Below are 25,425 nucleotides of genomic sequence, written 5' to 3' on the forward strand. Positions count from 1 at the left end.
CTACCTTCCGTGCTCGTCGGTGCCGGTTGCGGTGGATGCGGTGGTGTCGACGCCCTCCATGGCGGCGACGAGATGGTCGTCCTTCCAGCCGCGGGCGAACTCGGCGACGACCCGGCCGTGGAACATGACGACGACCCGGTCGCACACTTTGAGGTCGTCGAGTTCGTCGGAGACGATCAGCGCGGCCTTGCCGCTGTCGGCGACCTGCCGGATCCTGCCGAGCAGGAACTCCTTGGATTTGACGTCGACGCCGTTGGTGGGGCGGATGGCCACCAGTAGGTGGGGGTCGGTGGCCAGGGCACGGGCGACGACGACCTTCTGCTGGTTGCCGCCGGAGAGGGCGGAGACCGGGGTGGCGGCTCCCGGGGTCTTGATGTCGAGGTCGTGGATCATGCGGCGGGCGAAGGTTCTGGTCCGGGCGGGCAGGACGGTGCCGAACGGGCCGAGCTGGTCGGTGACGGTCAGGGTGGTGTTCTCCGCCACGCTGCGGTTGTTGACCAGTCCCTGGAGATGGCGGTCCTCGGGGACCAGACCGACGCCGGCGGTCAGCGCGGACGGCACACTGCCGGTGCGCACGGCCTTGCCGCCGACCGAGACGCGGCCGGCCCCGGCGCGGTGCAGACCGGCGATCGCCTCACCCACCTGCACATTGCCGCTGGCCGTGGCCCCGGCGAGCCCGACGACCTCGCCGGAACGGACCGTGAGGGAGATGTCCTCGCAGACGCCGGGCAGGGTCAGTCCCTCGAGCGTCAGCACTTCCGTGGCGTCTTCCCGCGCGACGGCGGGCCGGCCGGCAGTGGCCGTGACCGTGGAGGCGGACTCGCCGGTCATGGCCTCCACCAGGGCCTGGTGGCCGAGTTCGGCCACGAGTGCGGTGAGGATGTGGGCCGCGTCACGGTAGACCGTGACCGTGCTGCAGAGGTCGTACACCTCTTGCAGGTGGTGGGAGATGAACAGGAAGGCGACGCCCTGGTCCTGGAGGTCGCGAAGCTTGTCGAAGAGGCGGCCGATGCCGCGGGCGTCGAGCTTCGCGGTGGGCTCGTCGAGGATGATGAAACGGGCGCCGAAGGACAGCGCCCGGGCGATCTCGACGAACTGCCGCTGCTCGACCGTCAGGTCCTTGGCCCGTGCGGTGGGGTCGACGGCCACCCCGTACTCGCCGAGCAACTCCTCAGCATGCCGACGCAGTCGCTTCCAGCGGATCGGGCGCACCGCGCCGGCGCTCTGCCGGTTCAGGAAGAGGTTCTCGGCGACGGTCAGGTCACCGATGATGGTGGAGCGCTGGTAGACACAGGCGACGCGGGAGCGCCAGGCGTCGATGTCGCCGAAGGCGGGTGCCGGCTCGCCCGAGAAGCGCAAGGAACCGGTGTCGGGCTGCTGGAGACCGGTGAGGATGGACACGAGTGTCGACTTGCCGGCGCCGTTGCGCCCGACCAGGGCGTGCGACTCGCCCGCGGCGATGCTGATACGTGCGTCGCGCAGGGCGACGGTCGCCCCGAACTGTTTGCTGATGCCGGTCGCCTCAGCCACCGGCGCCGGATGCCCGGGGCCGGTCGCTGGGGCGGTCGCGGTGTCCGCCATGGTGGATTCCGTCCTTCGACGTCGGATGCTGGGAGCGGGAGGGCGCGGTGGGGACGGAGGCGGAGGCGGGTGCCGTCCCTCCCCACTGCGGGCGTGAGCTGCCGGTGATCAGCCGACGTTGTTGCCCCAGAGGGACTTGTCGTCCACGTTGTCCTTGGTCACCAGCGGGGCGGGCAGCTGGTCCTCCAGGCCGTTCGGGATCTTGACGATGGTGGAGTCGTGGTCGGTCTTGCCCGGCTTGAAAGTCTTGCCCTCGGCCGCGGCCTGGGCGTAGTAGAGGGCGTACTTGGCGTAGAGGTCGGCGGGCTGGGAGACGGTGGCGTCGATCTGGCCCTTGCGGATGGCGTCGAACTCCTGCGGGATGCCGTCGTTGGAGATGATCGTGATGTGGCCCTTCTCGCCCGCCGGCTTGAGCAGCTTCTTCTGTTCCAGCAGTGCCAGGGTGGGCTGGAGGAAGACACCGCCGGCCTGCATGTAGATGCCGTTCAGGTCCGGGTGCTGGGCCAGCAGCGACTGGAGCTTGGCGGAGGCCACGTCGCCCTTCCAGTCGGTGGGCAGCTCGAAGACCTTGATCTTGGGGAACTTCGTCTTCATGCACTCGGCGAACGCCTCGGAGCGGTCGCGTCCGTTGATGGAGTCCAGGGCGCCCTGCAGCTCGGCGACCTTGCCCTTGCCGCCGAGCTGCTTGCCGAGGAACTCGCACGCCTTGGTGCCGTACGCGCGGTTGTCGGCGCGGACCACCATGTAGACGTCGCCCTTGTCGGGCCGGGTGTCGACGCTGACCACGGGGATCTTCTTCGACGCGAGGGTGTCGAGGGTGGAGGCGATGGCGCCGGTGTCCTGGGGGGCCATGACGACGGCCTTGGCGCCGGTGTTCTGGAACACCTGCACGTTGGCGACGAGCTTGGTGACGTCGTTCTGCGAGTTGCTCAGCGGCAGGGCGTTGACGCCGTCGGACTTGATGTCCTTCTTCAGGTACTGCGCGTAGGAGTTCCAGAAATCGGAGTCGGAACGCGGCAGGTCGATGCCGATGGCGGGCTTGTCGCCGCCCGAGGCGCCCGAGGCGGTGCTCTCGCGGTTGCACGCGGTGGCGAGGGACAGGACCGCGAGGACAGCAGTGACGGCTGCGGCGGTGGAGCGGGTGCGAGCGAGCTTCATGGCCGTGTTCTCTCCTTAGCCAGGGGCGCTGGGCCGCAGGGCGACGGTGGGAGGGGTGGGCGGACCCGCCTGCCGGAAAGCGGCGGGGCATCGGCCGGGCAGGAGTCGGTCCGGGCGTCAGCGTGCGCGGACCGTGCCCGAAGAGGGGCGGAATGAGGGTGGGTGGCTGACCGAGGACGCGGAGGCGGAGCGGCCGCACGGCAGGAACCGAGCTGCGCACCGAGTGATGCGGATCATTCCTCCGATGTCTCTCGGACGCCGAGACGTTACGACGACGTTGCCGAGATTGACAAGAGTCCGCCGCCCACGACCTTGCGGGGGAATCGCCGCTCGGGGCGACGAGGTACGCCCCCGGTTCCGGAACTGTCGGCCATCACCTCATCCGACCTGCGATTTCAAGCGCTCAGAAGTGTCGGGCGATCCACTGCGACAGTTCACGATTCGGCAACGACGTCGCCCGCCACCGATCAGGAACCGGTCGGGACCGCTCCTCCGAGAAGGGGTGCGCTCTTCCGGGCGGTCGGGTGGCGCGCCTGCTGATCCTGCGCCATCACGGGAGACGACCCAGTGGCTCCGGCTCCTGATTCATCGGACGGAAGTCGTGTGCCGTCCTCGTGGCCGTTCGGTGGCCAAGGGAGAGACGTGCTGGCGGATGCTGGGCATCCAAGGCCGAGCAAATACATCGGAGGAATCCATTGTCAGCTGCGGGTTCCGCACCTTAAGGTCACGGTGCCGCCATACATCCGATGACTGTCCTCGTGGTTGCAATCCCGCGGAACGACCGGCTCAGGACACGGGCGGCCCGGTCCCACGGCCGACCACGTCTCAGATGAAGCCCACATGACAAGGAAGCTGCCCAGTGAAACTGCTACGTGTCGGCGCGCCCGGCGAGGAGCGGCCCGCTGTCCGCACCGACGACGGCCGGCTGCTGGAGCTGTCCTACGTGGCCTTGGACATCGACGGCGCCTTCCTCGCCGGGGACGGTGTCGGCCGGGCCCGTGCGGCGGTCGCGTCGGGCGGGCTGCGCGAACTGGACGCGGAGGGTCCGCGGGTCGGCGCACCTGTCGCCCGTCCTGGCAAGATCGTCTGCGTCGGCCTGAACTACCGGGACCACGCTGCCGAGACCGGCGCGCCGATCCTGCCGCGTCCGGTGGTGTTCATGAAGGACCCCGGCACGGTCGTGGGCCCCTACGACGAGGTGCTGATCCCGCGCGGCTCGGTGAAGACCGACTGGGAGGTCGAGCTCGCGGTGGTCATCGGCCGCCGGGCGCGGTACCTCGAAGGCCCCGAGGCGGCAGGTGACGTGATCGCGGGATACGCGATCAGCCACGACGTCTCCGAGCACGAGTTCCAGCTCGAATACTCACCGCAGTGGGACCTCGGCAAGTCCTGCGAGACCTTCAACCCCCTGGGCCCGTGGCTGGTCACCGCCGACGAGATCGGCGACCCCCAGGATCTCGGCCTGCACCTGAGCTTCAACGGCGTGAAGCGGCAGGACGGCCACACCAGCGACATGATCTTCCCGGTCGACCACATCGTGTCCTACCTGAGCCGGTACATGGTTCTCGAACCGGGCGACGTGATCAACACCGGGACACCCGCGGGCGTGGCCCTGGGCCTTCCCAGCACGCCGTTCCTGCGTCCCGGTGACACCGTCGAGCTGTCCGTGGACGGGCTCGGCAGCCAGCGCCAGACCTTCGGCCAAGCGTGAAAGGCACCCCCGTGACTGCAACCACCGCCCGGATCACCGCGGTCGACACCTACGACGTCCGCTTCCCGACCTCACGGGAGCTGGACGGCTCGGACGCGATGAACCCGGACCCCGACTACTCCGCCGCCTATGTCGTGATGCGCACCGACGCCGGTGACGGGCTCGAGGGCCACGGCTTCACCTTCACCATCGGACGCGGCAACGACGTACAGGTCGCGGCGATCGGGGCGCTGCGCCCCCACATCGTCGGCCGGTCCGTGGACGAGTTGTGCGCCGATCCGGGCTCGCTCAGCCGCGACCTGATCGGCGACAGCCAGCTGCGCTGGCTCGGCCCCGAGAAGGGCGTGATGCACATGGCGATCGGAGCCGTCGTCAACGCCGTGTGGGACCTGGCCGCCAAGCGGGAGGCCAAGCCGCTGTGGCAAATGCTCGCGCACGCCGACCCCGAGTGGCTGGTCTCCCAGGTCGACTTCCGGCACATCGCCGACGTCCTCGCCCCTGAGGAGGCCCTCACCCTCCTGCGTGAGGGCCGGACGGGCCTCGCCGAACGCGAGGCGATCCTGCTCGAGCGCGGCTACCCCGGCTACACCACCTCTCCGGGCTGGCTCGGCTACTCGGACGACAAGCTCACCCGGCTCGCCAAGCAGGCCGTCGCCGACGGCTTCACCCAGATCAAGCTCAAGGTCGGCGCCGACCTCGACGACGACATCCGCCGTCTGCGCACCGCACGGGCCGCCGTCGGCGACGGCATCCGCATCGCCATCGACGCCAACCAGCGCTGGAACGTCGACGAGGCGATCGAGTGGACCAACGCGCTCGCCGAGTTCGACCCGTACTGGATCGAGGAGCCCACCAGCCCCGACGACATCCTCGGCCACGCGGCGATCCGCAAGGCTGTCGCCCCGGTGAAGGTCGCCACCGGCGAACACGTGCAGAACCGCATCGTCTTCAAGCAGCTCCTCCAGGCCGGCGCCATCGACGTCCTGCAGATCGACGCGGCCCGGGTCGGCGGCGTCAACGAGAACCTCGCCATCCTGCTGCTCGCCGCGAAGTTCGGGGTGCCCGTCTGCCCGCACGCCGGGGGAGTGGGGCTGTGCGAGCTGGTGCAGCACCTGTCGATGTTCGACTACCTGGCGCTCTCGGGCACCACCGAGAACCGCGTCATCGAGTACGTCGACCACCTCCACCAGCACTTCACCGCACCCGTCGTGATGCGCGACGGCCACTACACCGCACCGCTCACCCCCGGTTTCTCCGCCACCATGCGAGGGGAGTCCATCGCCGAATACCGCTACCCGGACGGCACATTCTGGGTGGCCGACCGCGTTGCACAGGGAGGCGCCGCATGACCGATCTCTCGGGACTCCGAGCCGTAGTCACCGGCGGCGCCTCCGGCATCGGGCTCGCCACAGCCCGCGCACTGGCGGGATGCGGCGCGGCGGTCGCCGTGTTCGACCTCGACCCGGACCAACTCCCCGCACCGCTGCTCGGCCTCACGGCCGACGTCAGAGACGACGCCTCGGTACGCGCCGCCGTGGAACAGGCCGCCGATCGGCTCGGCGGCCTGGACATCCTCGTGAACAACGCCGGCATCGGCGCCATCGGCACCATCGAAGACAACCCCGACGAAGACTGGCACCGGGTCCTGGACGTCAACGTCCTCGGCATGGTGCGCACCTCCCGCGCCGCCCTGCCCCATCTGCGGCGCTCGTCCCACGCGGCCATCGTCAACACCTGCTCGATCGGTGCCACCGCCGGCCTGCCGCAGCGCGCCCTGTACTGCGCCAGCAAGGGCGCCGTGCTCTCCCTGACCCTGGCCATGGCCGCCGACCACGTCCGTGAGGGCATCCGCGTCAACTGCGTCAACCCCGGCACCGCCGACACACCCTGGGTGAGCCGGCTGCTGGACGCCGCCGACGACCCCGAGGCCGAGCGCGCCGCGCTCAACGCCCGCCAGCCCCTGGGACGCCTGGTCACCGCTGACGAGGTGGCAGCCGCCATCGTCTACCTCGCGAGTCCCGCCGCGGCCAGCGTCACGGGCACGGCGCTGGCGGTGGACGGCGGCATGCAGGGACTGCGGCTGCGCCCGGTGGCCCCCTCATGAGGACCACCACACTGGGCGGCGGCGCGGTAGCGGTCTCGGAACTGGCACTGGGCTGCGCCGCCCTCGGCAACCTCTACCAGCCGGTCACCGACGAAGCCGCCCACGCCACGGTGGACGCGGCCTGGGACGCCGGCATCCGTACCTTCGACACCGCACCCCACTACGGCCTCGGCCTGTCCGAACGACGGCTCGGCGCCGCCCTGCGCGACCGCCCCCGTGACACCTACACCCTCTCCTCCAAGGTGGGCCGGCTGCTCGTGCCGGATCCTGACGACGGCGCCGGTGACGACCTCGCCCATGGCTTCGCCGTCCCGGCCACCCACCGCCGCGTCTGGGACTTCACCGCCGACGGAGTGCTGCGCTCGCTGGAGGCGAGCCTGGACCGCCTCGGCCTCGACCGGATCGACGTGGCCCTGCTGCACGACCCCGACGACCACGCCGACCAGGCGTTGCGCGAGGCCTACCCGGCACTGGAGCGCCTGCGCGCCGAAGGCGTGGTCGGGGCGATCGGCATCGGCATGAACCAGTCCGCGCTGCCTGCCCGGTTCCTGCGCGAGACCGACATCGACGTGGTGCTGCTCGCCGGCCGGTACACCCTGCTGGACCAGGACGGGCTCACCGAACTGCTCCCGGAGGCAGCCGCCCGCGGCCGGAGCGTCGTCATCGGCGGCGTGTTCAACTCCGGGCTGCTCACCGCGCCCCGGCCCGGCGCCACCTACGACTACGCCCCCGCTCCGCAGCCCGTGCTCGACCGGGCACTGCGGCTGCAGGCGGTCTGCGAACACCACGGCGTGCCCCTGCGGGCCGCCGCCCTGCGCTTCCCCTTCGGCCATCCCGCCGTCGCGAGCGTCCTGACCGGCGCGCGCTCGCCGCAGGAGGTGCGCGACACGGTCGAGCAGCTGCGACGCCCCCTCCCGCAGGCCCTGTGGGACGAGCTGCGCACCGAGGCACTGCTCGACGTGGACACCCCCGTCCCACCGGCCACGTCGACCGGGCACGCCGAACCGGTGGAGGAAGCCGCGCCGCCGAAGGAGCCGTCATGAGGATCGCCCTGCACACCAAAGTCCGCGCCGACCGAAGGAGTACGAGGCGGCACACCGGGAGGTGCCCGAAGAGCTGACCGCCGCCATCCAGGCCGCCGGGGTGAGCGAGTGGACGATCTGGCGCAGTGGCACCGACTTGTTCCACCTTCTGGAGGTCGAGGACTACGCCGCGATGATCGCCGAACTCGAGAAGCTGCCGGTCAACATCGCCTGGCAGGCGCGGATGGCCGAGCTGCTGGACGCCGTCCACGACTACTCGGCCCAGGGCTCGGACGCCTCGCTGCCGGTGGTGTGGCAGTTGTGAGCCACGAGGAGACCGACCCCGGCATCGTTGACGCGCACCATCACGTGTGGGACCTGTCTGTCCGCGACCAGGACTGGATCAGCGGCCCGGAACTCGCCCCGCTGCGCCGCGACTTCACCCTCGCCCACCTGGAGCCGGAGGCCCGTGCGGCCGGGGTCACCGCCTCCGTGCTGGTGCAGACGATCACCGTGCCGCAGGAGACCCCGGAGTTTCTGGCACTGGCCGCCAACAGCGATCTGGTCGCCGGCGTCGTCGGCTGGACCGACCTGACCGCACCCGATGTCGCCGACCACCTCGCGGGTTTGCGCGCGGGCCTGGGCGGCGAATACCTGGTGGGCATCCGCCACCAGGTGCAGGGAGAACCGGACCCCCGCTGGCTGGTCCGCCCCGACGTGCTGCGCGGTCTGGCCGCGGTCGCCGAAGCGGGGCTCGTCTACGACCTCGTGGTGAAGCCCCGCCAGCTCAAGGCCGCCGCCGAAGCCGCCTCGCGTCTGCCGGACCTCACGTTCGTCCTCGACCACCTCGGCAAACCGCCCATCGCGTACGGCACCCTCGATCCCTGGGCCGAGGACGTCCGACGGTTCGCCGCCCTTCCCAACACCGTCTGCAAGCTCTCCGGCCTGGTCACCGAAGCCGACTGGGGTTCATGGACCATGCAAGATCTCCAGCCGTACGCCGACACCGTCCTGGACGCCTTGCCACGCGCTGTCCTCGGCCGGTCCGGCGCACGCCGCCACGCTGTCGGAGGCACAGCGCACCACACGGAGAATGCGGTGAACGTGCTCTCTGCCGCGCTGCCTGAGTTCCTTGGCAGCTCGGTCAGCGAACTCGTTCTTGGCGTGGTGGGCTGGCTTATGCGCTGCCGCCGTCGCGGGAGCCCCGCTCAGCCGAACCAAGAGCGCACCGACACTCCGTCCGACTGACGATGTCCCCTTGGCCGGGAGTGTCCAATAGACGGCGGATCCGATGATCAAGGAGACGCCTGAAATGAGCGAGACCATCAGCGAGCACGAGACGGTGGAGGAGCCGATCGTCGAGTCGGCCGCGGAGGCGGTGTCGGACGAGCAGTTGATTTCGATGTCGGTCGACCGGGCCCGTTCCGACGGTCTGCAGCTGACCGGCGAGGGAGGGCTACTGCAGCAGTTGACCAAGCGGGTGCTGGAGTCCGCCCTGGAGGGCGAGATCACCGATCACGTCGGCTATGACAAGCACGACGCAGCAGGCCGCAACAGCGGCAACTCCCGGAATGGCACCCGTTCGAAGACCGTGCTGACCGACGTGGGCCCGGTCGAGGTGAAGGTGCCCCGGGCCACCGCCGGCACCTCGAGCCGCAGCTCGTGAAGAAGCGGCAGCGCCGTCTGACCGGCGTGGACGAAATGGTGCTGTCGCTGTCCGCGAAGGGCCTCACACACGGGGAGATATCGGCTCATCTGGCCGAGGTGTACGGCGCGGAGGTGTCCAAGCAGACCATCTCCACGATCACCGACGCGGTGATGGAGGGCATGGCGGAATGGCAGGCCCGACCGCTCGATCGGGTCCATCCGGTCGTCTTCGCGGATGCGATCAACGTGAAGATTCGCGATGGCAAGGTCGCCAACCGGCCCATCTACGTCGCGATGGCCGTCACCGTCGAGGGCACCCGCGACATCCTCGGCATCTGGGCCGGTGACGGGGTCGAGGGCGCCAAGCACTGGCTCCAGGTCTTCACCGAGCTGAAGAATCGCGGCACTGAGGACGTCCTCATGCTCGTCTGCGACGGACTGAAGGGCCTGCCCGACGCCGTCGAGACAGTCTGCCCCGAACTGCCGTCCAGACATGCATCGTTCACCTGATTCGCAACAGCATCCGCTACTGCGCCCGCCAGGACTGGGACAAGGCCGCCAAGGATCTCAAGCCCGTCTAACGCGATTGACGGCTCTTCAGTTGTCCTGGATTCAATTCGGCGACGGACTGGTCGGCGGGGGCGTCGCGGTGCGGGATCGGGTGGGTGGCGGTCGCGTCGACGACGAACGTGACCAGGTAGCCGAAGTCGCTCGCGAGGCGGGCGGTGGTCTCCACGCACTGCTCGGTGCGGATGCCGCAGACGGTGAGTTCCCGGATCCCGCGTTCGGTGAGGAGCTGCTGCAGGTTGGTGGTGCTGAAGGCGTTGTGCGAGGTCTTGTGGAGCAGTGGCTCCTCGCCCTCCCGGCGCTCCAGTCCCGCCTGCAGCCGGACGTGGCCGAGCGCCGGGTCGAAGACGTCGCCGCTCCCGGGTTCGGCGTGCATCACCCACACCACCAGGTCTCCGGCCCGGCGCGCCAGCCGGACCAGCCGGTCCACCTTGTCGGCGACCTTCGGATCGGAGACGGCCTCCCACAGCGGGTCGGCGCGGAAGGACTCCTGGACATCGATGACGATCAGTGCTCGGGTCATGTCCCCAGCCTCGGCCGTACGGACCCGGCCGCGACAGGCCGCATCGGGTCCGCGAGCGGACCGATCCGGTCAGTCGCCCTGTGCGGTCGCCCGGCGAACGCAGGCGATCGCAAGTGATCCGTGGGCGCGGTGATGTGGGACTGCGTCGTTCAGTAGCGGAACTATGCGGGTGCCGTCGGCGGGCAGCTCGTACGTTCCTCATACCGGCGGAGAGGGCGCTGCCCGACCGCGCAGCGATCGACAGGAGATGCCGACATGGCCAATGTGGAGATTTCCCTGAAGGAGATCATGACCTCGATCGAGGGTTCCCTGGGGACCGCGCTCGTCGACTACACCAGCGGTATGGCGCTGGGCACGCTGGGGGGCGGAAAGGATCTCGACCTGACGGTCGCGGCGGCGGGGAACACGGACGTGATCCGCGCCAAGACCCGCACCATGGAACACCTCGGACTGACGGGGGCGATCGAGGACATGCTCATCACCCTCGGCAGTCAGTACCACATCATCCAGCCGCTCAAGGGCCGCAGCGGCAACGGACTCTTCCTCTACCTCGTGCTCGACCGGACCAAGTCGAACCTGGCCATGGCCCGCCACCAGCTCAGGCGCATCGGGGCCGAACTCGACGTGTAGACGAACGCGTTCTCCATGGCCTCGCACGCCCATGAGTTGAAGATTTCTTCAAGTGGACATATCCAGATCGGGTCAATCCCATGGGTGTGCGGGGCCGGATCCACGAGGATGGGACGCAGTACGGCCTGCGGTGGCACACAGGCCGCCGTGCCCACGGAGTCCGTCGAAAGCGGCAGGGAGCGAGCGAATCTCATGCAGGTGCCCCTCTACCAGGCGAAGGCCGAGTTCTTCCGGATGCTCGGGCACCCGGTGCGCATCCGGGTCCTGGAACTGCTCCAAGGCGGCCCGCTGCCCGTGCGCGACCTGCTGAGCGAGATCGAGATCGAGCCGTCCAGCCTCAGTCAGCAGCTGGGGGTCCTGCGCCGCTCCGGCATCGTCGTCTCCATCCGGGAGGGTTCCACCGTCAGCTACGCCCTCGCCGGCGGCGACGTGGCCGAACTGCTCCGCGCGGCCCGCCGGATCCTGACCGAACTGCTCGCGGGACAGAGTGAACTCCTCGCCGAACTCCAGCAGGCGGACCTGCCGTCGGCCCCGCCCCGGACCCGGTCGGCGGAGGCCTCCGAGCCCGTACCACAGACGGTGGCGCAGGCTGGTGCCAAGTAGGTACCATGCCGGGTATGCCATCACTGAACGTGTCCTTCACGGACGAGGAAATGGAAGGTGTGCGGGCGGCCGCGGCGGCCGAGGGCAAGAGCCTGAAGCAGTACATGCACGATCTCGGGGTCCGCGAGATGCACCGCAAGCGCTTCGTCGCCGGCGCCACCGCGTGGGCGGACCGGCTGCGCGGCGAGTTCGACGAGGCCTTCCCCGACGAGGTGCCGCCGTCCCAGCGCGATCAGGGAGTCACCGCCGCCTGATGAGCGAGACCCTGTACGTCGACGTCTCCTGGCTGCTGGACGTCCAGGAGGCCGCCCTCGGCAGCGAGGACGTGTCGGTGACGGACTACTCCGCCCTGGTGGCGGCCGTCGCCCGCCACAAGACCCGGATGCCCACCCTGGAGAAGTCGAACCCCGACGCCGCCTGGCGCGCGGCCGCGCTGCTGCACACCATCGCGCGCCTGGAACCGCTGCCGCACCGCAACAGCCTCGTCGCCGCGTTCGTCGCCGCCCAGTACATGGAGCAGGCGGCCCAGGGCATCGATCCGCCCTACGGCGCCCTGTCGGACCTGATCAGGAAGGTCCGCGAGAGCCGCCTGACCATCTACGAGGTCGCGGACACGCTGCGTTCCTGGAGGATCTGACCCGGACGGCGGACGTGCCGCGGGCCCGCGGGGCGATGCACCGGCAGACGTGCCGCGGGCCCCGGGGCGGATCGCCACCGGAGGCCCGCGGGGAGTCCGGACGAGCCCGGACCGATCAGCAGGTCGAGCTCAGGCCCTGGCAGAGGTACGCCGTGCGGGCGTCCCGCGCCGGTCCTGTCAGGCCCGGGCGCAGGCGGTCCCGTTCAGACTGAAGCCGGCCGGCGCGGCGAAGCTGCCGCCGTAGGTGCCCTGGAACCCGAAGCTCTGGCTGCCGCCTGGGGAGATGCTCGCGTTGTGCGACAGAGCGCTCGCCGTGACCGGGCCCGAGGACGGGGAGAGGGAGGCGTTCCAGGCGCCGGTGACGCTCTGGCCCGAGGGCAGCGTGAAGGCCAGCCGCCAGTTGTCGACGGGAGCGGAACCGGTGTTGGTGACCGTGACGTTCGCGGTGAAGCCGCCCTGCCACACGGTGGTGGCGTACGACACCGCGCAGGCCGTGCCGCCGCCCGGCGTGCCGGGGCCGGTTCCGCCGGTCTCGACGGTCGACGAGAAGGAGTTCACGGTCAGCCCGGTGCCGTTCTGCCAGGGTTCGAACCCGGCCTGGACGCTGGTCAGGTACCAGTTGTTCTGGGCCAGCCCCCGGGACACGGCCTGGCGGACGAAGTCCATGACGTCGAAGCTCCAGCTCGCGATCGCCGACGGGGCGACGAAGGACAGCACGTCGTTGGTGCCGTTGCCGCCCTGCCACACCTGCCAGGAACGCCCGCCCACGGTCGCCGTGCCGACCTGGGAGCCGATGGGCTGGATCGGACCCACCTTGTTGAACCAGATCATGATCTCGGTCCGGTTCACGCCGTCGGTACGGGGCGTCGGGTCCAGCCAGATGTCGTACGAGGCGTTGTAGACGGCGTCGCCGACATAGCCGTACGAGATGCTGCTCGGCGCGCTGGAGATGCCCGAGAGCTGGGCGGGCAGGCGGGTTCCCGGCGAACAGTTGGTGTAGTGGCAGCCGTTGAAGACGGAGGGGTACGACTTCGGGGCCCCGTTGGTGGGGACGGAGCCGTCGGCCCGGGTGACCCGGAAGCCGGTGTCCGTGGTGGTGACGCACTGGGGCTGGCTCGTGCCCCAGCGGTTGTTCTGGACGACGTAGCGCCCCTGGATCACGCTCGATCCGTACTGCTCGCAGACGGTCGTGTCGGCCTGGGCCGAGGGGGTGGCGGCGAAGAGCGCCGCGACGGTCGCGAGCGCCGTGACGAACGCGGCCAGTGCGCTGCGCGCGGTGCGTGGGTGACGGGGATGGGGTGACGGTCGCATGGGGGACCTCTTCTCGGAGGTACGGCCGGGACATGGGGTGGCTCGGGCGCTCCCCGGTTCACCCGTTTGGGAGCGCTCCCATTTCCGTTCTGCTCCGGACTGTAGGAGTGCAGGCATGCCCCTGACAACCCTGCTGCGACGGGTCGTCGCACGAGCGAGGGCCACGGGTGCGGTGTCCCGGCGCCGGCAGGGACCCTTCGACGCCGGGACGTACGGCCGTGACCTCAGGCCAGGCCGAACCGTTCGGCGTGCACCTGCCGTCGGGGGACCGCCAGGTCACGCAGCGCGCCGAGCACGGCCGCGGTCATCGAGGGCGGTCCGCAGACGTACACGTCGCGTTCGGTGATGTCGGGGACCAGGGAGCGCAGACTGCCCGGTGCGAACGGCGGTGTTCCCTCGCCCCTGCGACCGGTCAGCAGGTGCAGTCGCCCGCCGCGGGCCGCGACCAGCGCCCGTACCTCGTCGACCAGCACGGCATCCCTCTCGCTGCGCACCCGGTAGAGCACGACCACGTCACCGGTCGCTTCCTCCTCCAGCAGGGAACGGACCGGGGTGATCCCCACCCCGCCCGCGATCAGCAGGGCACCGGGCCGCGTCCGGTGCAGCGAGGTGAACGCACCGTACGGACCCTCGACGAACGCGCGGCTCCCCACCGGGAGTTCGCGCAGTCCGGCGCTGCCGCTGCCGACCGCCTTGGCGGTCAGCCGCAGCGTCCGGCCGTCCGGTGCCGCCGACAGCGAGAACGGATTGGCCAACCACCAGTGGTTGTGTCCGGGGAACCGCCAGACGCAGAACTGGCCGGCCCGGGCCGGCAGCCGGTCGAGGTGGCGGCCGGTGACGTGCACCGACACCACGTCGTCGGATTCCGGTACGACCGCCGCGACCTGGAACCGGTGGTAGGCGTTGCGCCACACGGGCAGGACGATCCGGCCCGCGACCAGGGCGCCGAACGCGAACAGCCACAGGGTCCACCAGTAGGCCCATGCGAACCCGGACGAGGCGAACGTCGTGGTCTCCAGCAACTGGTGGACGAACGCCAGCCCCAGCGCCAGGTACAGCAGCAGATGCAGGCCGTGCCAGGTCTCGTACCGCAGCCGCCGGCGCACCCCACGGGCGGAGACCGCGGCGACCACGACCACGATCGCCGCGGCCAGCATCCCGAGCAGGGAGGCCGGCACCCCGGCCAGCGCGAAGAAGGTCTTCGCCGTCGACGCGTCGTCGAGCCTCGCGTAGCCCAGCACCACCAGCACGGCGTGGGTGAGGAGAGTCCACAGCAGGGTGAAGCCGACCCACCTGTGCCACACCGTCAGCCGGTCCATGCCGATACGACGGTCGAGCCACGGCAGCCGGGCCACCAGCAGCAGCTGGAACAGCATCAGCACAGCGGCGTGCAGACCGAAGAACTTGGCGACCGTGAGCACCCCGTTCTTGCCCGTGCCCGTGGTGACGAACAGGATCTCGACGATCGCCAGGTTGCCCACGACGAACGTCCACAGCGCCCAACGCGCCGCGGTGACAGGAGATATGGTGCCGTGCCGCACCCGCGTACTCGTCGCCTCCACCGCTTCCCCTCCGGTCCATGTGAGGTGATCGCCCGCTCCCGACGAGATCGCGAGGGCCGGGCGCTCGAAATCCGCCACGCCCCCGTGGGCGGAGCAAGAATAGGGAACGTGGCAAGAAGTAGACCCCGCTGGGCCGAGACTGGTTCCTCCTCGTTACGGCAGCACGTCATTTCGGCTGTCGCGGCGCCCCGCATCCTGCTCCGCGGCCCAGGTCCGCAGCAGGGTCTCGGCCTCTTCCCGTGACAGCGGGCCGCGTCCGAGACGCAGCAGATCCTGCAGATGGCGAGTGGCCGCACCGATCAGCGGGCCCGGGGGCAGGCCCAGCAGCTCCATGATCGCCTTGCCGTCCAGGGCCACCGGGAGCCGGGGAGCCTCCTGTACCTCTCGGACTCCCCCTCGGCGCGCGCCGCTTGCTCGCGCTCCGCCGACTGCCGTCCATGCCACTCGTCGTAGGTGGCCGCCCACCGGGCGGTCCGTCCGGCCGCCCGCCAGCAGTCCATGTCCTGTTCCCGGCCGAGCCCCAGCTCCTGGAACAGGTCGTGACGGTTCGCCACACGGCGGCGGTCACAACGGCAGCGCGCGTGACGCGGGCTGTGACCTCCTTCTCGTCTGCACGTCGGGTGATGGCACGAAAACTCGGGGAAGAAGGTGCGGCAACCGATCGGAGGTTGTCGTGGAAGGTGCAGACCTGGAACTGGGCGAGCTGTTGGCCGCTGCGGAGGCGGCCCCGCCCGGCGATTCCGTCGAAGTGGTGGCGCACGATCTGCAGAAGAGGCTGGGCGCGGAGCGTGTGTCGTTTCTGTTCGTCGACCTCATGGGGCAGCGGCTGGTACGACTCCCCGCACCCGTGGGTGGGTTCGTGGACCGGACCGAGCCGATCGATCTGCACGGCAGCGTCTACGACGACGTACTGCGCAGCCAGCGCCAGCACATGGAACCGGACGGACAGGGCGGACAGCGCGTCATCACGCCGGTCACCAACCGCGGCGACTGCATCGGCCTCCTGGAGGTGACCCTGCAGCACACCGCGGCCACCGTGCTCCGGCAGGTCCGCGACGCGGCCCACGCGTTGGCCTACATCATCGTCACGGACCGCCGCTTCACCGATCTGTACCACCTGGGCAGACGGACCACCCGCACCAGTCTGGCCGCCGAGATCCAGCACCAGTTGCTGCCCTCGTCGCCCTGCTGCGAGGCGGCCCAGTTCACCCTCGCGGCCGGGCTCGTCCCGGCCGACGACATCGGGGGCGACACCTACGACTACACACTCGACCGAGACACCCTGCACCTGTCCATCACCGACGCCATGGGCCACGACACCCAGTCCGCCCTGCTCGCCACGTTGTTGGTCGGCGCGCTACGACAGGCGCGCCGCAGCGGCTGTGACGCCCTCGCCCAGGCCGAGCACGCCCACCAGGCCCTGTTGCGCCACAGCCGGGGCCTGGCCACCGGACAGTTGCTCTGCGTCGAACTCGCGACCGGGCTGTGCGAACTGGTCAACGCGGGACACCCCTGGCCGCTGCGGCTGCGTGACGGAACCGTCGAAGAGGTCACACTCGCCGTCAACCTGCCCTTCGGAGTGTCGGCTCCCTTCCCCTACCGCGTACAGGAACTGCGGCTGCGTCCCGGCGACCGCCTGATCCTGCTCACCGACGGGATGCAGGACCGCGGCGCGGCGGCCGCCGATCTGGTATCGGTCCTGAAGGACACCCACGAGCTGCATCCGAGGGAAGTCGTCCGCGGCCTGACCGCCGCCGTGCTCGACGCCTGTCACGGCCACCTCAAGGACGACGCCACGGTCCTCGTGCTGGACTGGCACGGCAATCCCGAATGAGAGCCACCCCTGCCCCAGTTGTGCCTTCACAAACAAGGAAAGATGGGGGATTGGTGAAGCATTGGCAGGGCAAACGGTGGCGCAGGAGGTTGATGACAATGGTTCCCCTGCTTCTGGTTCTGCTTCTCGCCGTGATCCTCTTCGGTGCGGGTTTCGCCCTCGAAGTGCTGTGGTGGGTGGCGCTCGCCGTCCTGGTGCTGTGGCTGCTGGGCTTCGTGATGCGCTCCACCCACGCCGGTGGTGGCCGTGGCCGCTGGTACCGATGGTGACGCGGGCGAGATGCCGACAACCATGACCAGTACGCCGGACACGACCGGTACAAGACGTGATCCCGAGTCGGGTGCCCGACTCCTCCAAGGTCCCGGCACGCCGTCCGTGGAGGACCGCGTCCTGCGCCTGCGCCGACGGCTGGAACGGCTCATAGGAGTCGCGGCGACCGAGGGCAACGCGCTCACCCCCCTGCGCAACGGGGACGAGATCTTCGCCGCGATGCTGGGCGCGATCCGTCGCGCCCGGCACACGGTGGACATGATGACGTTCGTGTACTGGAGGGGGGACATCGCCCGCGAGTTCGCCCAGGCGCTCGCGGAGCGGGCCCGCGCCGGGGTGCGGGTACGGCTCCTCCTGGACGGGTTCGGCAGCCGGCTGATCGAGACCGAGCAACTGGAGACGATGGAGCGGGCCGGTGTCCAGGTGGCCTGGTTCCGCAAGCCGCTCCTTCTCTCTCCGCTCAAACAGAACCACCGTTGCCACCGCAAGGTCCTCGTCGTCGACGAGGAGACGGCGTTCACCGGCGGGGTGGGCATCGCCCAGGAATGGTGCGGTGACGCGCGCGACGAGAACGAGTGGCGCGACACGCACGTCGAGGTCCGCGGGCCCGCGGTCGACGGCATAGCCGCCGCGTTCGCGCAGAACTGGGCCGAGTGCCACGACGAACTCTTCGACGAACGGGACCGGTTCATCGAGCACCGCCCGCAGGGCGAGGCGATCGTCCAGGTGGTGCGCGGCTCGGCCAGCCTCGGCTGGCAGGACATGCAGACCCTGATGCGCGTCATGCTGGAGTCCGCCGAGGAACGTTTCCGCCTGGCCACCGCCTACTTCTCGCCGGACGTGTACTTCGTGGATCTGCTGTGCGCCACCGCTCGGCGCGGGGTGGAGGTGGAGATCCTCCTGCCGGGTCGGCACACCGACAAGCGGGTCTGCCGGTTGGCCGGTCAGCACTACTACGACGACCTGATCGCCTGCGGAGTGAGGATCCACCAGTACCGGCCGACGATGATGCACGCGAAGGTCGTCACCGTCGACCGCGTCGCCGCGCTGATCGGTTCGACCAACTTCAACCGACGCTCCCTCGACCACGACGAGGAGATCATGCTGGCCGTGCTCGACGAGGAGTTCACCCGTACCCTCGACGCACACTTCGAGGCGGACATCGCATCGAGCGACCCGATCCTGCCCGTCCGGTGGAAGCGGCGCTCCCTCCTCCAGAGGGCCCGGGAGACCGCGGTACAGCCCATCCGCCGCTTTCTTTGACGGGGACGACAGGCGACGGCCGACGGGGACGACGGCCGACGGGGACGACGGGCGACGGGGACGACGGGCGACGGGGACGACGGGCGACGGGGACGACGGGCGACCGGGGTTGTCCGGTGCGCCCCGCTACGCCACCGCGCTCAGTGTGTCCGCGAGGCGTCGGCGGGAGGCGCGGGCCGCGGGCACGGCGGCCAGGGCCAGCGCCCCCAGGAGCGCCGCCGCACCGAAGGCGGACAACGCCAGGAGGGAGGGCCCCTGGGCGATGCCTGCCCCGATGCCGCTCGACCGGCCCTGCGCGTCGATCAGCCATCGCGCGAGGGGGAGCCCCAGGGCCAGGGCGACCGTGAGCGCGGCCAGGGCGGTGCAGCCCGTGGCGGTCACGGTGATCGCGGTGATCTGCCGCGGCGACAGCCCGGCCGCCTTGAGCGCCAACAGGTCCCGTTCGCCCTCGCGCACCATGCCGCCGATGACGGTCAGCAGCTCGACCAGACCGATCAGCGCGAGAACGCCCAGCAGGCCGACGACGACACCCCGCAGCGGCGAGAGACCGTCGGCGGGGTTCGTCACGACGTGCGCCTCCAGCTGCCCTCGGCCCGCCGCACCGGTCAGATCGGCCGCGACCGCCTGCGGATCGGCGGCGGGGCGCAGCCGCAGCTGGTAGAGCGTGGAGCGGAGCGCGGGGTCGTTCTCCCGGAGCGTGTCCAGGGAGGTGGAGATGACGCGGCCGGCGTTGTCGGGTTCGATGCTGCGGCCCACGATGTGCAGGATCTGCGGCCGGCCGCCCACCGTCATGCGCACCCAGTCGCCCACGCGTACGTCCAGCAGGTCCAGCAGCCCCTGCCCGGCCACCGCCTCGTCGGGTCCCCGGGCGGTACGCCCCTCGGCGAGCGTGAAGGGGAAGGGTGCCTCGTCCGTGCCGAGGCCGCGCAGCGCGATCGTCGCCGTCTGGCCCGGCACCAGGGCGGCCACCTCGACACCGGGGTGGACGGCGGTCACGTCCGGATGACGGGCCAGGAGAGCTTGCGTGGCCGCGGCGTTCGCACCGTCGTCGGCACGCACGGTCAGCGCGGCGGGCAGGCCCATCCGCTCCGGGTGGCCGTGGAAGCGGTCGATGGTCGTCCACGCGCTCATCGCCACCACGATCAGTGTCAACGGCAGCGCCAGCCGGCCGACGGTGGCCAGGGTGCGCGGCCGGCGGGTGAACGCCTTGTGCCAGCCGAGCACCAGCGCGGGCGGCAGCCGCAGGGCGAGGGCCCGGCGGGCCGGCGCGGACAGCGGCCCGCCGGCCGGCAGGGCGGCCCGGGGCACGGGCACCGGGGGGACCCGCCCGGCCCGCCAGGCCGCGAGACCCGTGGTCGCGCCGATGAACAACACCACCGCCGCCGGCACCACGACGAGGGTCGCCGTGTGCCCGGGCAGGCCCTGCCACACATCGACCGCGTCCCCGAGCCGGCCCGGCAGCCGGGGCGCCAGGGCCTCGGTGAGCACCGCCGCGGCCACGGCCCCCAGCAGGGCGTAGGCGAGGTGCTGGAGCAGGAAGACACACACCAGCTGGCCCGGGGTGAACCCGATCGCCTTCAGGATCGAGATGTCCCGCAGATGCCCCCGGACCCGGGTGCCGATCGCCCCGTGCACGGCGAGTCCCGCGGCGACCAGCGCGCCCAGCCCGAAGAGCCCCAGCACCTGGCCGAGCAGCCGGTCGTCGCCCTGGGCCTCGGACCGGGCCTGTTGCCAGGAGGAGACCTCGCTGACGGCGCCGGCCCCGAGCAGGGTGACGGCCCGCTGGACGGCGTAGTCGGTGGCGTCCGGGTCGGTCAGCCGCAGCCCGACCACCTGTCCGCCGCCGGACCCGGGGCCGGAACGGGGCAGGACGGCGGGCGCCGCCCAGATCACTCCGGGCCGCTCGCCCTTGCGGTAACCGGGCTCGGCGCTGTCGGCGACCCCGAGGACGGTCAGCGTCCCGCCGCCGCCCGGCAGGGTGAGGACGTCCCCGGGCCCGGCCAGCAGCGCCTGGGCGAGGCCGCTCTCCAGCACCACCCCGTCCGACCTGGCGGGATCGAGCCAGCGGCCGGAGGTGAGCAGCGGGCGGCCGGTGACGGGCCGCTCGCCGGTGCCGCGCAGCTCGACCGAGGCGCGCGTGCCGCGGGAGGCGACCGTCGTGGCGGCCGTGGGGTAGGGGCCCGCGACGGCCTCGACCCCGTCCAGGTCGTCCAGCGCGGTGAGGTCGGTGGCCTCGGCGGAGGCGGCGGTGTGGATCCACACATGGGCGCCCCGGGACTGCGTGAAGACACGCTGCCAGGGGTTGGTCGCGTAGCCGAAGAGGGCCGCCGCCAACAGCAGGGAGGTGACGATGCCGACGGTGGCGAGGACCAGGAACAGCGCCTCGCCGCGATGGGTCCGCAGGTCCGAGTGCGCCCAGCGCAACATGGCTCGCATGGGTCAGTCCTTCAGCTCCAGCACGGCGGGCACCCCGGCGCCGGGCGTCGGCGTGCCGTCCAGCTCGACATCGTCGGCTATGCGGCCGTCGAAGAAGCTGATGACCCGGTCCGCCGCGCTCGCGAGGCGTGCGTCGTGCGTGACCAGGAGGATCGTCTGCCCGCGCCGGTGGAAACGGGACAGCACCCGCGTCACCTCACGGGTCCCCTTGCTGTCCAGGCTGCCCGCGGGCTCGTCGGCCAGCAGCAGCGGGGGATGGTTCACCAGGGCCCGGGCGAGCGCGACGCGCTGCTGCTCGCCGCCGGACAGTTCGCCCGGCATGCTGCGTTCCTTGCCCGTGAGTCCCAGCTCCGCCAGCAGCTCCTCGCGCTCGGCGCGCGCCTTCTTGGCGGAGACCCCGGCCAGCAGCGCCGGCAGTTCCACGTTGTCCGCGACGGACAGGTCGGAGACCAGGTTGAAGAACTGGAACACGATGCCGATCCGGCGCCGGCGCTCGACGGCCCAGCGGGCCTCGCCGTAGTTGTCCGTGAGCTCGCCGCCCAGCCAGATGCTGCCGCTGTCCGGCCGCTGCAACCCGCCCAGCAGATGCAGCAGCGTCGACTTGCCGGCCCCGGAGGGACCGGTGACGGCCACGAACTCGCCCTCGCGCACGCAGAGGTCCACTCCGCGCACGGCATGGGCGGGCGCGCCCTGCCCGTGATGGGTCTTGACGAGGCCCTCGGCCCGCAGCACAGGGATGGGGGCGTCGCTCACCCGGGCTCCTCCAGCTCCTCCTGGCAGCGCTCCAGCCAGTCGAGGTCGGCCTGGAGGTGCAGCATGGCGCCCTCGATCAGCAGCCGGGAGACACGGTTGTCCCGGCCGTTCTCGGCTGTGGAGAGCTTCGACAGATTGCGCATGGTGTTCAGGTAGTGGCGCCGTTGTCTGTTGATCAGGGCGATCTGGTCGGCGAGACCGGTCCGCGGGGCGAGCGCGAGCTTCATGAAGAACTCGTCCCGGACCCGCGGCTCGTCCGCAGCCTCCTCGTACCAGGCGCGCAGCGCCTCCCGCCCGGCGTCGGTGAGGTGGTAGATCTTCTTGTTGGGCCGGCTCGACTGCTCGACCTCCTCGCCCTCGATCAGGCCCGACTTCTCGAGGCGGCCGAGGGTCACATAGATCTGGCCGACGTTCGGCTGAGGGTACGCGGCGCCCAGCAGTTGCTCAAGGTCCTGCTTGAGCTCGTAGCCATGGGCCGGGCCGCGCGCCAGCAGGGCCAGGAGGGGCAGGCGCACTCGAGCTGTCCTCCTCGCAGCCTCGTATTGTGTTCCAGGCCCTAGTATCGCCCATACCTAACAGGTATACATGGCCTCTGACTCCGGGCGAAGGTGCCCGGTGCCGGTGTACAGGGAGGAACCTATGCGGTGGATACGCGCCGCCGGTAGGGGCCTCCTCGTCCTCGCGGTCGTTCTGGCCGGTTACGGCGCCTCCGGCGCCCAGGCAGACGGCGGACTCAGGGGCCGCGGTCCGCTGACCCTCGCCACCGCGGGCGATCTCACCGGCTATCTCGGCCCCCTCCTCCAGGGCTGGAACCGCGCTCACCCCGGGGAGAAGGTCACCCTCGTCGAGCTGCCGGACTCCGCCGACGAGACCCGCGCCCAGATGATCACCGATCTGCGCGCCGGGGAACGCGGCCGCTTCGACGTCCTCAACATCGACGTCACCTGGACCTCGGAGTTCGCGGCCGCCGACTGGATCCGCCCGCTGCCGAGGAACCGCTTCCCGCTCGGCAGCTTCCTCCCGCCGGTCGTGGACACGGCGACGTACGACGGCCGGTTGTACGCCGTCCCGTACGTCACCAACGCGGGTCTGCTCCTGTACCGCTCGGACGTCCTCGCGCAGGAGGGCCTGCCGCCGCCCCGCACCTGGGCCGAGCTGGAACGCTATGCGAAGACCGTCGCCCCCCGGCACGGACTGGACGGCTACGCGGGCCAGTTCCTGCCCTACGAGGGCCTCACCGTCAATGCGGCCGAGGCCGTGTACTCGGCGGGCGGCACCATCCTCGGCGACGAGGGCCAACGCGTCACCGTCGGCTCGGCGGCCCGCGAGGGCATCGGCTTCCTCGCCCGCGGTGTGCGCGAGGGCTGGATCCCCCGGGAAGCGCTGGAGTACAAGGAGGAGGAGTCCCGGCAGGCGTTCCAGGACGGCCGGCTGCTCTTCCTGCGCAACTGGCCCTACGCCTACGTCAGCGCCTCCGCCCGGGGCTCCGCGGTCGCCGGGAAGGTCGGCGCCGTGCCGCTGCCCGGCCCCGACGGGCCCGGGACCAGTGTGCTGGGCGGCTCCAACCTGGCCGTCAGCGCCCACGCCGAGCACCCCGACACCGCCGCGCGTCTGATCGCGTACCTCACCGGCGAGCGTGTCCAGCGGCAGGTCCTCACCCGGGGCGCGCTGCCTCCCGTACGCGCGGAGCTGTACGAGGACCCGGAACTGGTGCGGGAGTTCCCGTACCTGCCGACGCTGCGCGCGAGTGTCCTCGCGGCCGCGCCACGTCCGAAGAGCCCGCGGTACGACCAGGTCAGCATGGTCGTCCAGGCGGTCGTGCACGACGCGATGGCCGGGCACCGGACGTCCGAGGAGACGGTGCGGCGGCTGACCCGCGAACTCGCCGCCATCTCCCGGGGTTAGTCCCGCGCGCACTTCCCGCGACCCTTCTTAGTTACATGTTAGGTAACGCGGGGATCTCATATGACGCCAGAGCGCCCCGATAAGTCCGTATTTGGCCACCCAACTACCCAGTAGTTTCTGTCGACTCGTTGACACCTGTGCGACACGCCTACCTAACATGCATGCATAACCGTCAGGTCGCACAGACAGGTCAACGGGTGAGCTCCAAGCACATCGACACACGTCGCTGGTGGCGCGACGCAGTGATCTACCAGGTGTACGTCCGCAGCTTCCTGGACAGCACGGGCGACGGTGTCGGCGATCTCGCCGGCGTCCGGGCCGGGCTGCCGTACCTGCGGAAGCTGGGCGTCGACGGGATCTGGCTGAGCCCGTTCTACCCGTCGCCGCAGCACGACCACGGCTACGACGTCGCCGACTACCGCGACGTCGACCCGCTCTTCGGCGACCTCGCCGAGTTCGACCTGCTGGTGGCGGACGCCCGGCGGCTGGGCATCAGGATCCTGCTCGACATCGTGCCCAACCACTGCTCCAGCGAGCACCCCTGGTTCCGCGAGGCGCTCGCCGCGCCGCCCGGCAGCCCGGCCCGGGCCCGCTTCCACTTCGCCGACGGGCGGGGACCGGACGGGGCCGAGCCGCCCAACAACTGGCACGCGATGTTCGGCGGACCCGCCTGGTCCCGCGTCACGGAGGCGGACGGCCGCGCCGGCCAGTGGTACCTGCACATGTTCACGCCCGAGCAGCCCGACTGGAACTGGCGCGACGCCGAGGTCGGCGCGTACTTCGACGGCGTCCTGCGCTTCTGGCTCGACCGGGGCGTCGACGGCTTCCGCATCGACGTCGCCGCGGGGCTGTTCAAGCACCCCGAGCTGCCCGACTCGCCGGACCCCGAGGCCGACGCCCGCACCCGTGACTCGGTCAACCCGCTCGCCTGGAACCAGCCCGAGGTCCACGACGTGTGGCGGCACTGGCGCGCGGTGTGCGAGGAGTACACCGCACACGACGGCCGTGAGCGGCTCCTGGTCGGTGAGGTCTCCGTCCCGACGGCTCGCGAACACGCCCGCTACGTCCGCCCCGACGAACTGCACCAGGCCTTCTTCTTCGACCTGCTGAGCGCCTCCTGGGACGCCGACGCCTTCCGCAAGGTCATCACCGAGGCCATGCAGGACATCGCCGGCACCGGCTCGACCGTCACCTGGGTCCTGAACAACCACGACCAGGTCCGCACCGTCACCCGCTACGGCGAACCGGCCACGGAGGGCAGCGGTCTCGGCGCCGCCCGCGCCCGCGCGGCGGCCCTGCTGATGCTGGCGCTGCCCGGCGCGGCGTACATCTACCAGGGGGAGGAGCTGGGACTGCCCGAGGTGGTCGACCTGCCCGACGACGTGCTCACCGACCCGATCTTCCGCCGCACCGGCAGCCGCGCCCGCATCCGCGACGGCTGCCGGGTCCCGCTGCCGTGGTCCGGGCAGGCCTCGCCCTTCGGCTTCACCTCCGGGGTGGAGGGCGCCAAGCCCTGGCTGCCGCAGCCCGAGTACTTCGCCGAGTACGCCACCGACCGGGCCCTGGCCGACACCCGCTCCTTCTGGCACCTGTACCGCGACGGACTGCAACTGCGCGCCGCGCTGCCCCAGTTGGGCGAGGGCACGCTGCGCTGGCTGGACACCCCGCCCGGTGTCCTCGGCTTCGTCCGCGGCGACGGCCTGGTCTGCGCCGTCAACTTCGGTACGGCGCCCGCGCCGGCGCCCGTCTCCGGCACCCCGCTGCTGTCCAGCGGCCCCTGCCCGGCCGGGGTCCTCCCCGGCGCCACGGCCGCCTGGTGGATCGGCGACGACACCGATTCCTGAACCCCCGCACCGCCGCACCCGCCGGCCTCCCCACCGGGTCGATCCGTCCCGGCCGTCCGCTCCA

Annotated in this window: 23 protein-coding genes and 2 pseudogenes; 16 read left to right on the forward strand and 9 right to left on the reverse strand. The window is 70.9% G+C overall.

The features are described 5' to 3' along the window. A complete protein-coding gene (locus GWK25_RS23235) occupies positions 1-1,581 on the reverse strand; it encodes a sugar ABC transporter ATP-binding protein (protein ID WP_215452619.1) in 1,581 nt (526 codons plus the stop codon). 108 nt (positions 1,582-1,689) lie between these two features. After that, entirely contained in the window at positions 1,690-2,739 is a 1,050-nt protein-coding gene (locus GWK25_RS23240) for a sugar ABC transporter substrate-binding protein (protein ID WP_215452620.1), read from the reverse strand. 859 nt (positions 2,740-3,598) lie between these two features. Here GWK25_RS23240 and GWK25_RS23245 point away from each other — a divergent pair. The 7 genes and pseudogenes from GWK25_RS23245 to GWK25_RS23275 form a co-directional block, all read left to right on the forward strand. Continuing rightward, positions 3,599-4,450 (forward strand): fumarylacetoacetate hydrolase family protein, encoded by an 852-nt coding sequence (locus tag GWK25_RS23245; protein ID WP_215452621.1) that lies wholly within the window; start codon positions 3,599-3,601, stop codon positions 4,448-4,450. A gap of 11 nt (positions 4,451-4,461) precedes the next feature. Beyond that, on the forward strand, positions 4,462-5,799 hold the full coding sequence (locus tag GWK25_RS23250; RefSeq protein ID WP_215452622.1) for an L-fuconate dehydratase: 1,338 nt from the start codon (positions 4,462-4,464) through the stop codon (positions 5,797-5,799). Beyond that, complete coding sequence (locus GWK25_RS23255) at positions 5,796-6,554, forward strand: SDR family NAD(P)-dependent oxidoreductase (protein ID WP_215452623.1); 759 nt, start codon at positions 5,796-5,798, stop codon at positions 6,552-6,554. The genes GWK25_RS23250 and GWK25_RS23255 overlap by 4 nt, the downstream gene beginning before the upstream one ends. After that, complete coding sequence (locus tag GWK25_RS23260) at positions 6,551-7,597, forward strand: aldo/keto reductase (RefSeq protein ID WP_215452624.1); 1,047 nt, start codon at positions 6,551-6,553, stop codon at positions 7,595-7,597. Before GWK25_RS23255 ends, GWK25_RS23260 begins: the two co-directional genes overlap by 4 nt. Beyond that, a pseudogene (locus tag GWK25_RS23265) lies at positions 7,594-7,901 on the forward strand (L-rhamnose mutarotase). The gene GWK25_RS23260 and the pseudogene GWK25_RS23265 overlap by 4 nt, the downstream one beginning before the upstream one ends. Then, complete coding sequence (locus tag GWK25_RS23270) at positions 7,898-8,824, forward strand: amidohydrolase family protein (RefSeq protein ID WP_308404293.1); 927 nt, start codon at positions 7,898-7,900, stop codon at positions 8,822-8,824. The pseudogene GWK25_RS23265 and the gene GWK25_RS23270 overlap by 4 nt, the downstream one beginning before the upstream one ends. A gap of 64 nt (positions 8,825-8,888) precedes the next feature. Next, a pseudogene (locus GWK25_RS23275) lies at positions 8,889-9,801 on the forward strand (IS256 family transposase); the annotation flags it as partial. Here GWK25_RS23275 and GWK25_RS23280 read toward each other — a convergent pair. Then, positions 9,801-10,313, reverse strand: coding sequence for a cysteine hydrolase family protein (locus GWK25_RS23280; RefSeq protein ID WP_215452626.1), 513 nt, complete (start codon positions 10,311-10,313; stop codon positions 9,801-9,803). The pseudogene GWK25_RS23275 and the gene GWK25_RS23280 overlap by 1 nt on opposite strands. Before the next feature lie 255 nt (positions 10,314-10,568). On the opposite strand from GWK25_RS23280, the gene GWK25_RS23285 reads away from it, so the two are divergent. From GWK25_RS23285 to GWK25_RS23300, 4 genes are all read left to right on the forward strand, one after another. Continuing rightward, positions 10,569-10,943: a hypothetical protein gene (locus GWK25_RS23285; RefSeq protein WP_215452627.1), complete on the forward strand. Its 375-nt coding sequence runs from the start codon at positions 10,569-10,571 to the stop codon at positions 10,941-10,943. A 192-nt stretch (positions 10,944-11,135) separates the two neighbouring features. Beyond that, positions 11,136-11,546 carry a helix-turn-helix transcriptional regulator gene (locus GWK25_RS23290; protein WP_215452628.1) on the forward strand — a complete coding sequence of 137 codons (411 nt, stop codon included), beginning with the start codon at positions 11,136-11,138 and terminating at the stop codon, positions 11,544-11,546. A gap of 14 nt (positions 11,547-11,560) precedes the next feature. Continuing rightward, a complete protein-coding gene (locus GWK25_RS23295; RefSeq protein WP_045561349.1) occupies positions 11,561-11,800 on the forward strand; it encodes a hypothetical protein in 240 nt (79 codons plus the stop codon). After that, positions 11,800-12,183 carry a toxin Doc gene (locus GWK25_RS23300; RefSeq protein WP_215452629.1) on the forward strand — a complete coding sequence of 128 codons (384 nt, stop codon included), beginning with the start codon at positions 11,800-11,802 and terminating at the stop codon, positions 12,181-12,183. The genes GWK25_RS23295 and GWK25_RS23300 overlap by 1 nt, the downstream gene beginning before the upstream one ends. A gap of 177 nt (positions 12,184-12,360) precedes the next feature. Here GWK25_RS23300 and GWK25_RS23305 read toward each other — a convergent pair whose 3' ends face one another. From GWK25_RS23305 to GWK25_RS23315, 3 genes are all read right to left on the reverse strand, one after another. Further along, the gene (locus GWK25_RS23305; RefSeq protein ID WP_215452630.1) at positions 12,361-13,494 is read right to left on the reverse strand and encodes a cellulose binding domain-containing protein; all 1,134 of its coding nucleotides are present in this window, start codon (positions 13,492-13,494) and stop codon (positions 12,361-12,363) included. A 224-nt stretch (positions 13,495-13,718) separates the two neighbouring features. Then, on the reverse strand, positions 13,719-15,056 hold the full coding sequence (locus tag GWK25_RS23310) for a ferric reductase-like transmembrane domain-containing protein (protein ID WP_374200632.1): 1,338 nt from the start codon (positions 15,054-15,056) through the stop codon (positions 13,719-13,721). 153 nt (positions 15,057-15,209) lie between these two features. After that, entirely contained in the window at positions 15,210-15,413 is a 204-nt protein-coding gene (locus GWK25_RS23315; RefSeq protein ID WP_215452631.1) for a hypothetical protein, read from the reverse strand. 316 nt (positions 15,414-15,729) lie between these two features. Here GWK25_RS23315 and GWK25_RS23320 point away from each other — a divergent pair, with 316 nt between their 5' ends. From GWK25_RS23320 to GWK25_RS23330, 3 genes are all read left to right on the forward strand, one after another. Next, a complete protein-coding gene (locus tag GWK25_RS23320) occupies positions 15,730-16,890 on the forward strand; it encodes a PP2C family protein-serine/threonine phosphatase (protein ID WP_215452634.1) in 1,161 nt (386 codons plus the stop codon). Positions 16,891-16,988: 98 nt separating this feature from the next. Beyond that, positions 16,989-17,159 (forward strand): hydrophobic protein, encoded by a 171-nt coding sequence (locus GWK25_RS23325; protein ID WP_215457531.1) that lies wholly within the window; start codon positions 16,989-16,991, stop codon positions 17,157-17,159. 22 nt (positions 17,160-17,181) lie between these two features. Next, on the forward strand, positions 17,182-18,423 hold the full coding sequence (locus tag GWK25_RS23330) for a phosphatidylserine/phosphatidylglycerophosphate/cardiolipin synthase family protein (protein ID WP_215452636.1): 1,242 nt from the start codon (positions 17,182-17,184) through the stop codon (positions 18,421-18,423). A 126-nt stretch (positions 18,424-18,549) separates the two neighbouring features. Here GWK25_RS23330 and GWK25_RS23335 read toward each other — a convergent pair whose 3' ends face one another. Genes GWK25_RS23335 through GWK25_RS23345 form a run of 3 tightly spaced genes read right to left on the reverse strand, consistent with a single transcriptional unit; the run spans position 18,550 to position 22,127 of the window. Further along, positions 18,550-20,859 (reverse strand): FtsX-like permease family protein, encoded by a 2,310-nt coding sequence (locus tag GWK25_RS23335; RefSeq protein ID WP_215452637.1) that lies wholly within the window; start codon positions 20,857-20,859, stop codon positions 18,550-18,552. Between the two features lie 3 nt (positions 20,860-20,862). Further along, a complete protein-coding gene (locus GWK25_RS23340) occupies positions 20,863-21,612 on the reverse strand; it encodes an ABC transporter ATP-binding protein (protein WP_215452640.1) in 750 nt (249 codons plus the stop codon). After that, positions 21,609-22,127: a PadR family transcriptional regulator gene (locus tag GWK25_RS23345; protein ID WP_215452644.1), complete on the reverse strand. Its 519-nt coding sequence runs from the start codon at positions 22,125-22,127 to the stop codon at positions 21,609-21,611. The genes GWK25_RS23340 and GWK25_RS23345 overlap by 4 nt, the downstream gene beginning before the upstream one ends. Before the next feature lie 124 nt (positions 22,128-22,251). Here GWK25_RS23345 and GWK25_RS23350 point away from each other — a divergent pair, with 124 nt between their 5' ends. Both GWK25_RS23350 and GWK25_RS23355 read left to right on the forward strand, forming a co-directional pair. Continuing rightward, complete coding sequence (locus tag GWK25_RS23350; protein WP_215452646.1) at positions 22,252-23,517, forward strand: ABC transporter substrate-binding protein; 1,266 nt, start codon at positions 22,252-22,254, stop codon at positions 23,515-23,517. Between the two features lie 197 nt (positions 23,518-23,714). Continuing rightward, positions 23,715-25,361 (forward strand): glycoside hydrolase family 13 protein, encoded by a 1,647-nt coding sequence (locus GWK25_RS23355; RefSeq protein ID WP_374200633.1) that lies wholly within the window; start codon positions 23,715-23,717, stop codon positions 25,359-25,361. The last annotated feature ends 64 nt before the right edge of the window (positions 25,362-25,425 follow it).

The organism is Streptomyces sp. ATCC 21386 (assembly GCF_018728545.1).
In the GTDB taxonomy this organism is placed as follows: Bacteria; Actinomycetota; Actinomycetes; order Streptomycetales; family Streptomycetaceae; genus Streptomyces.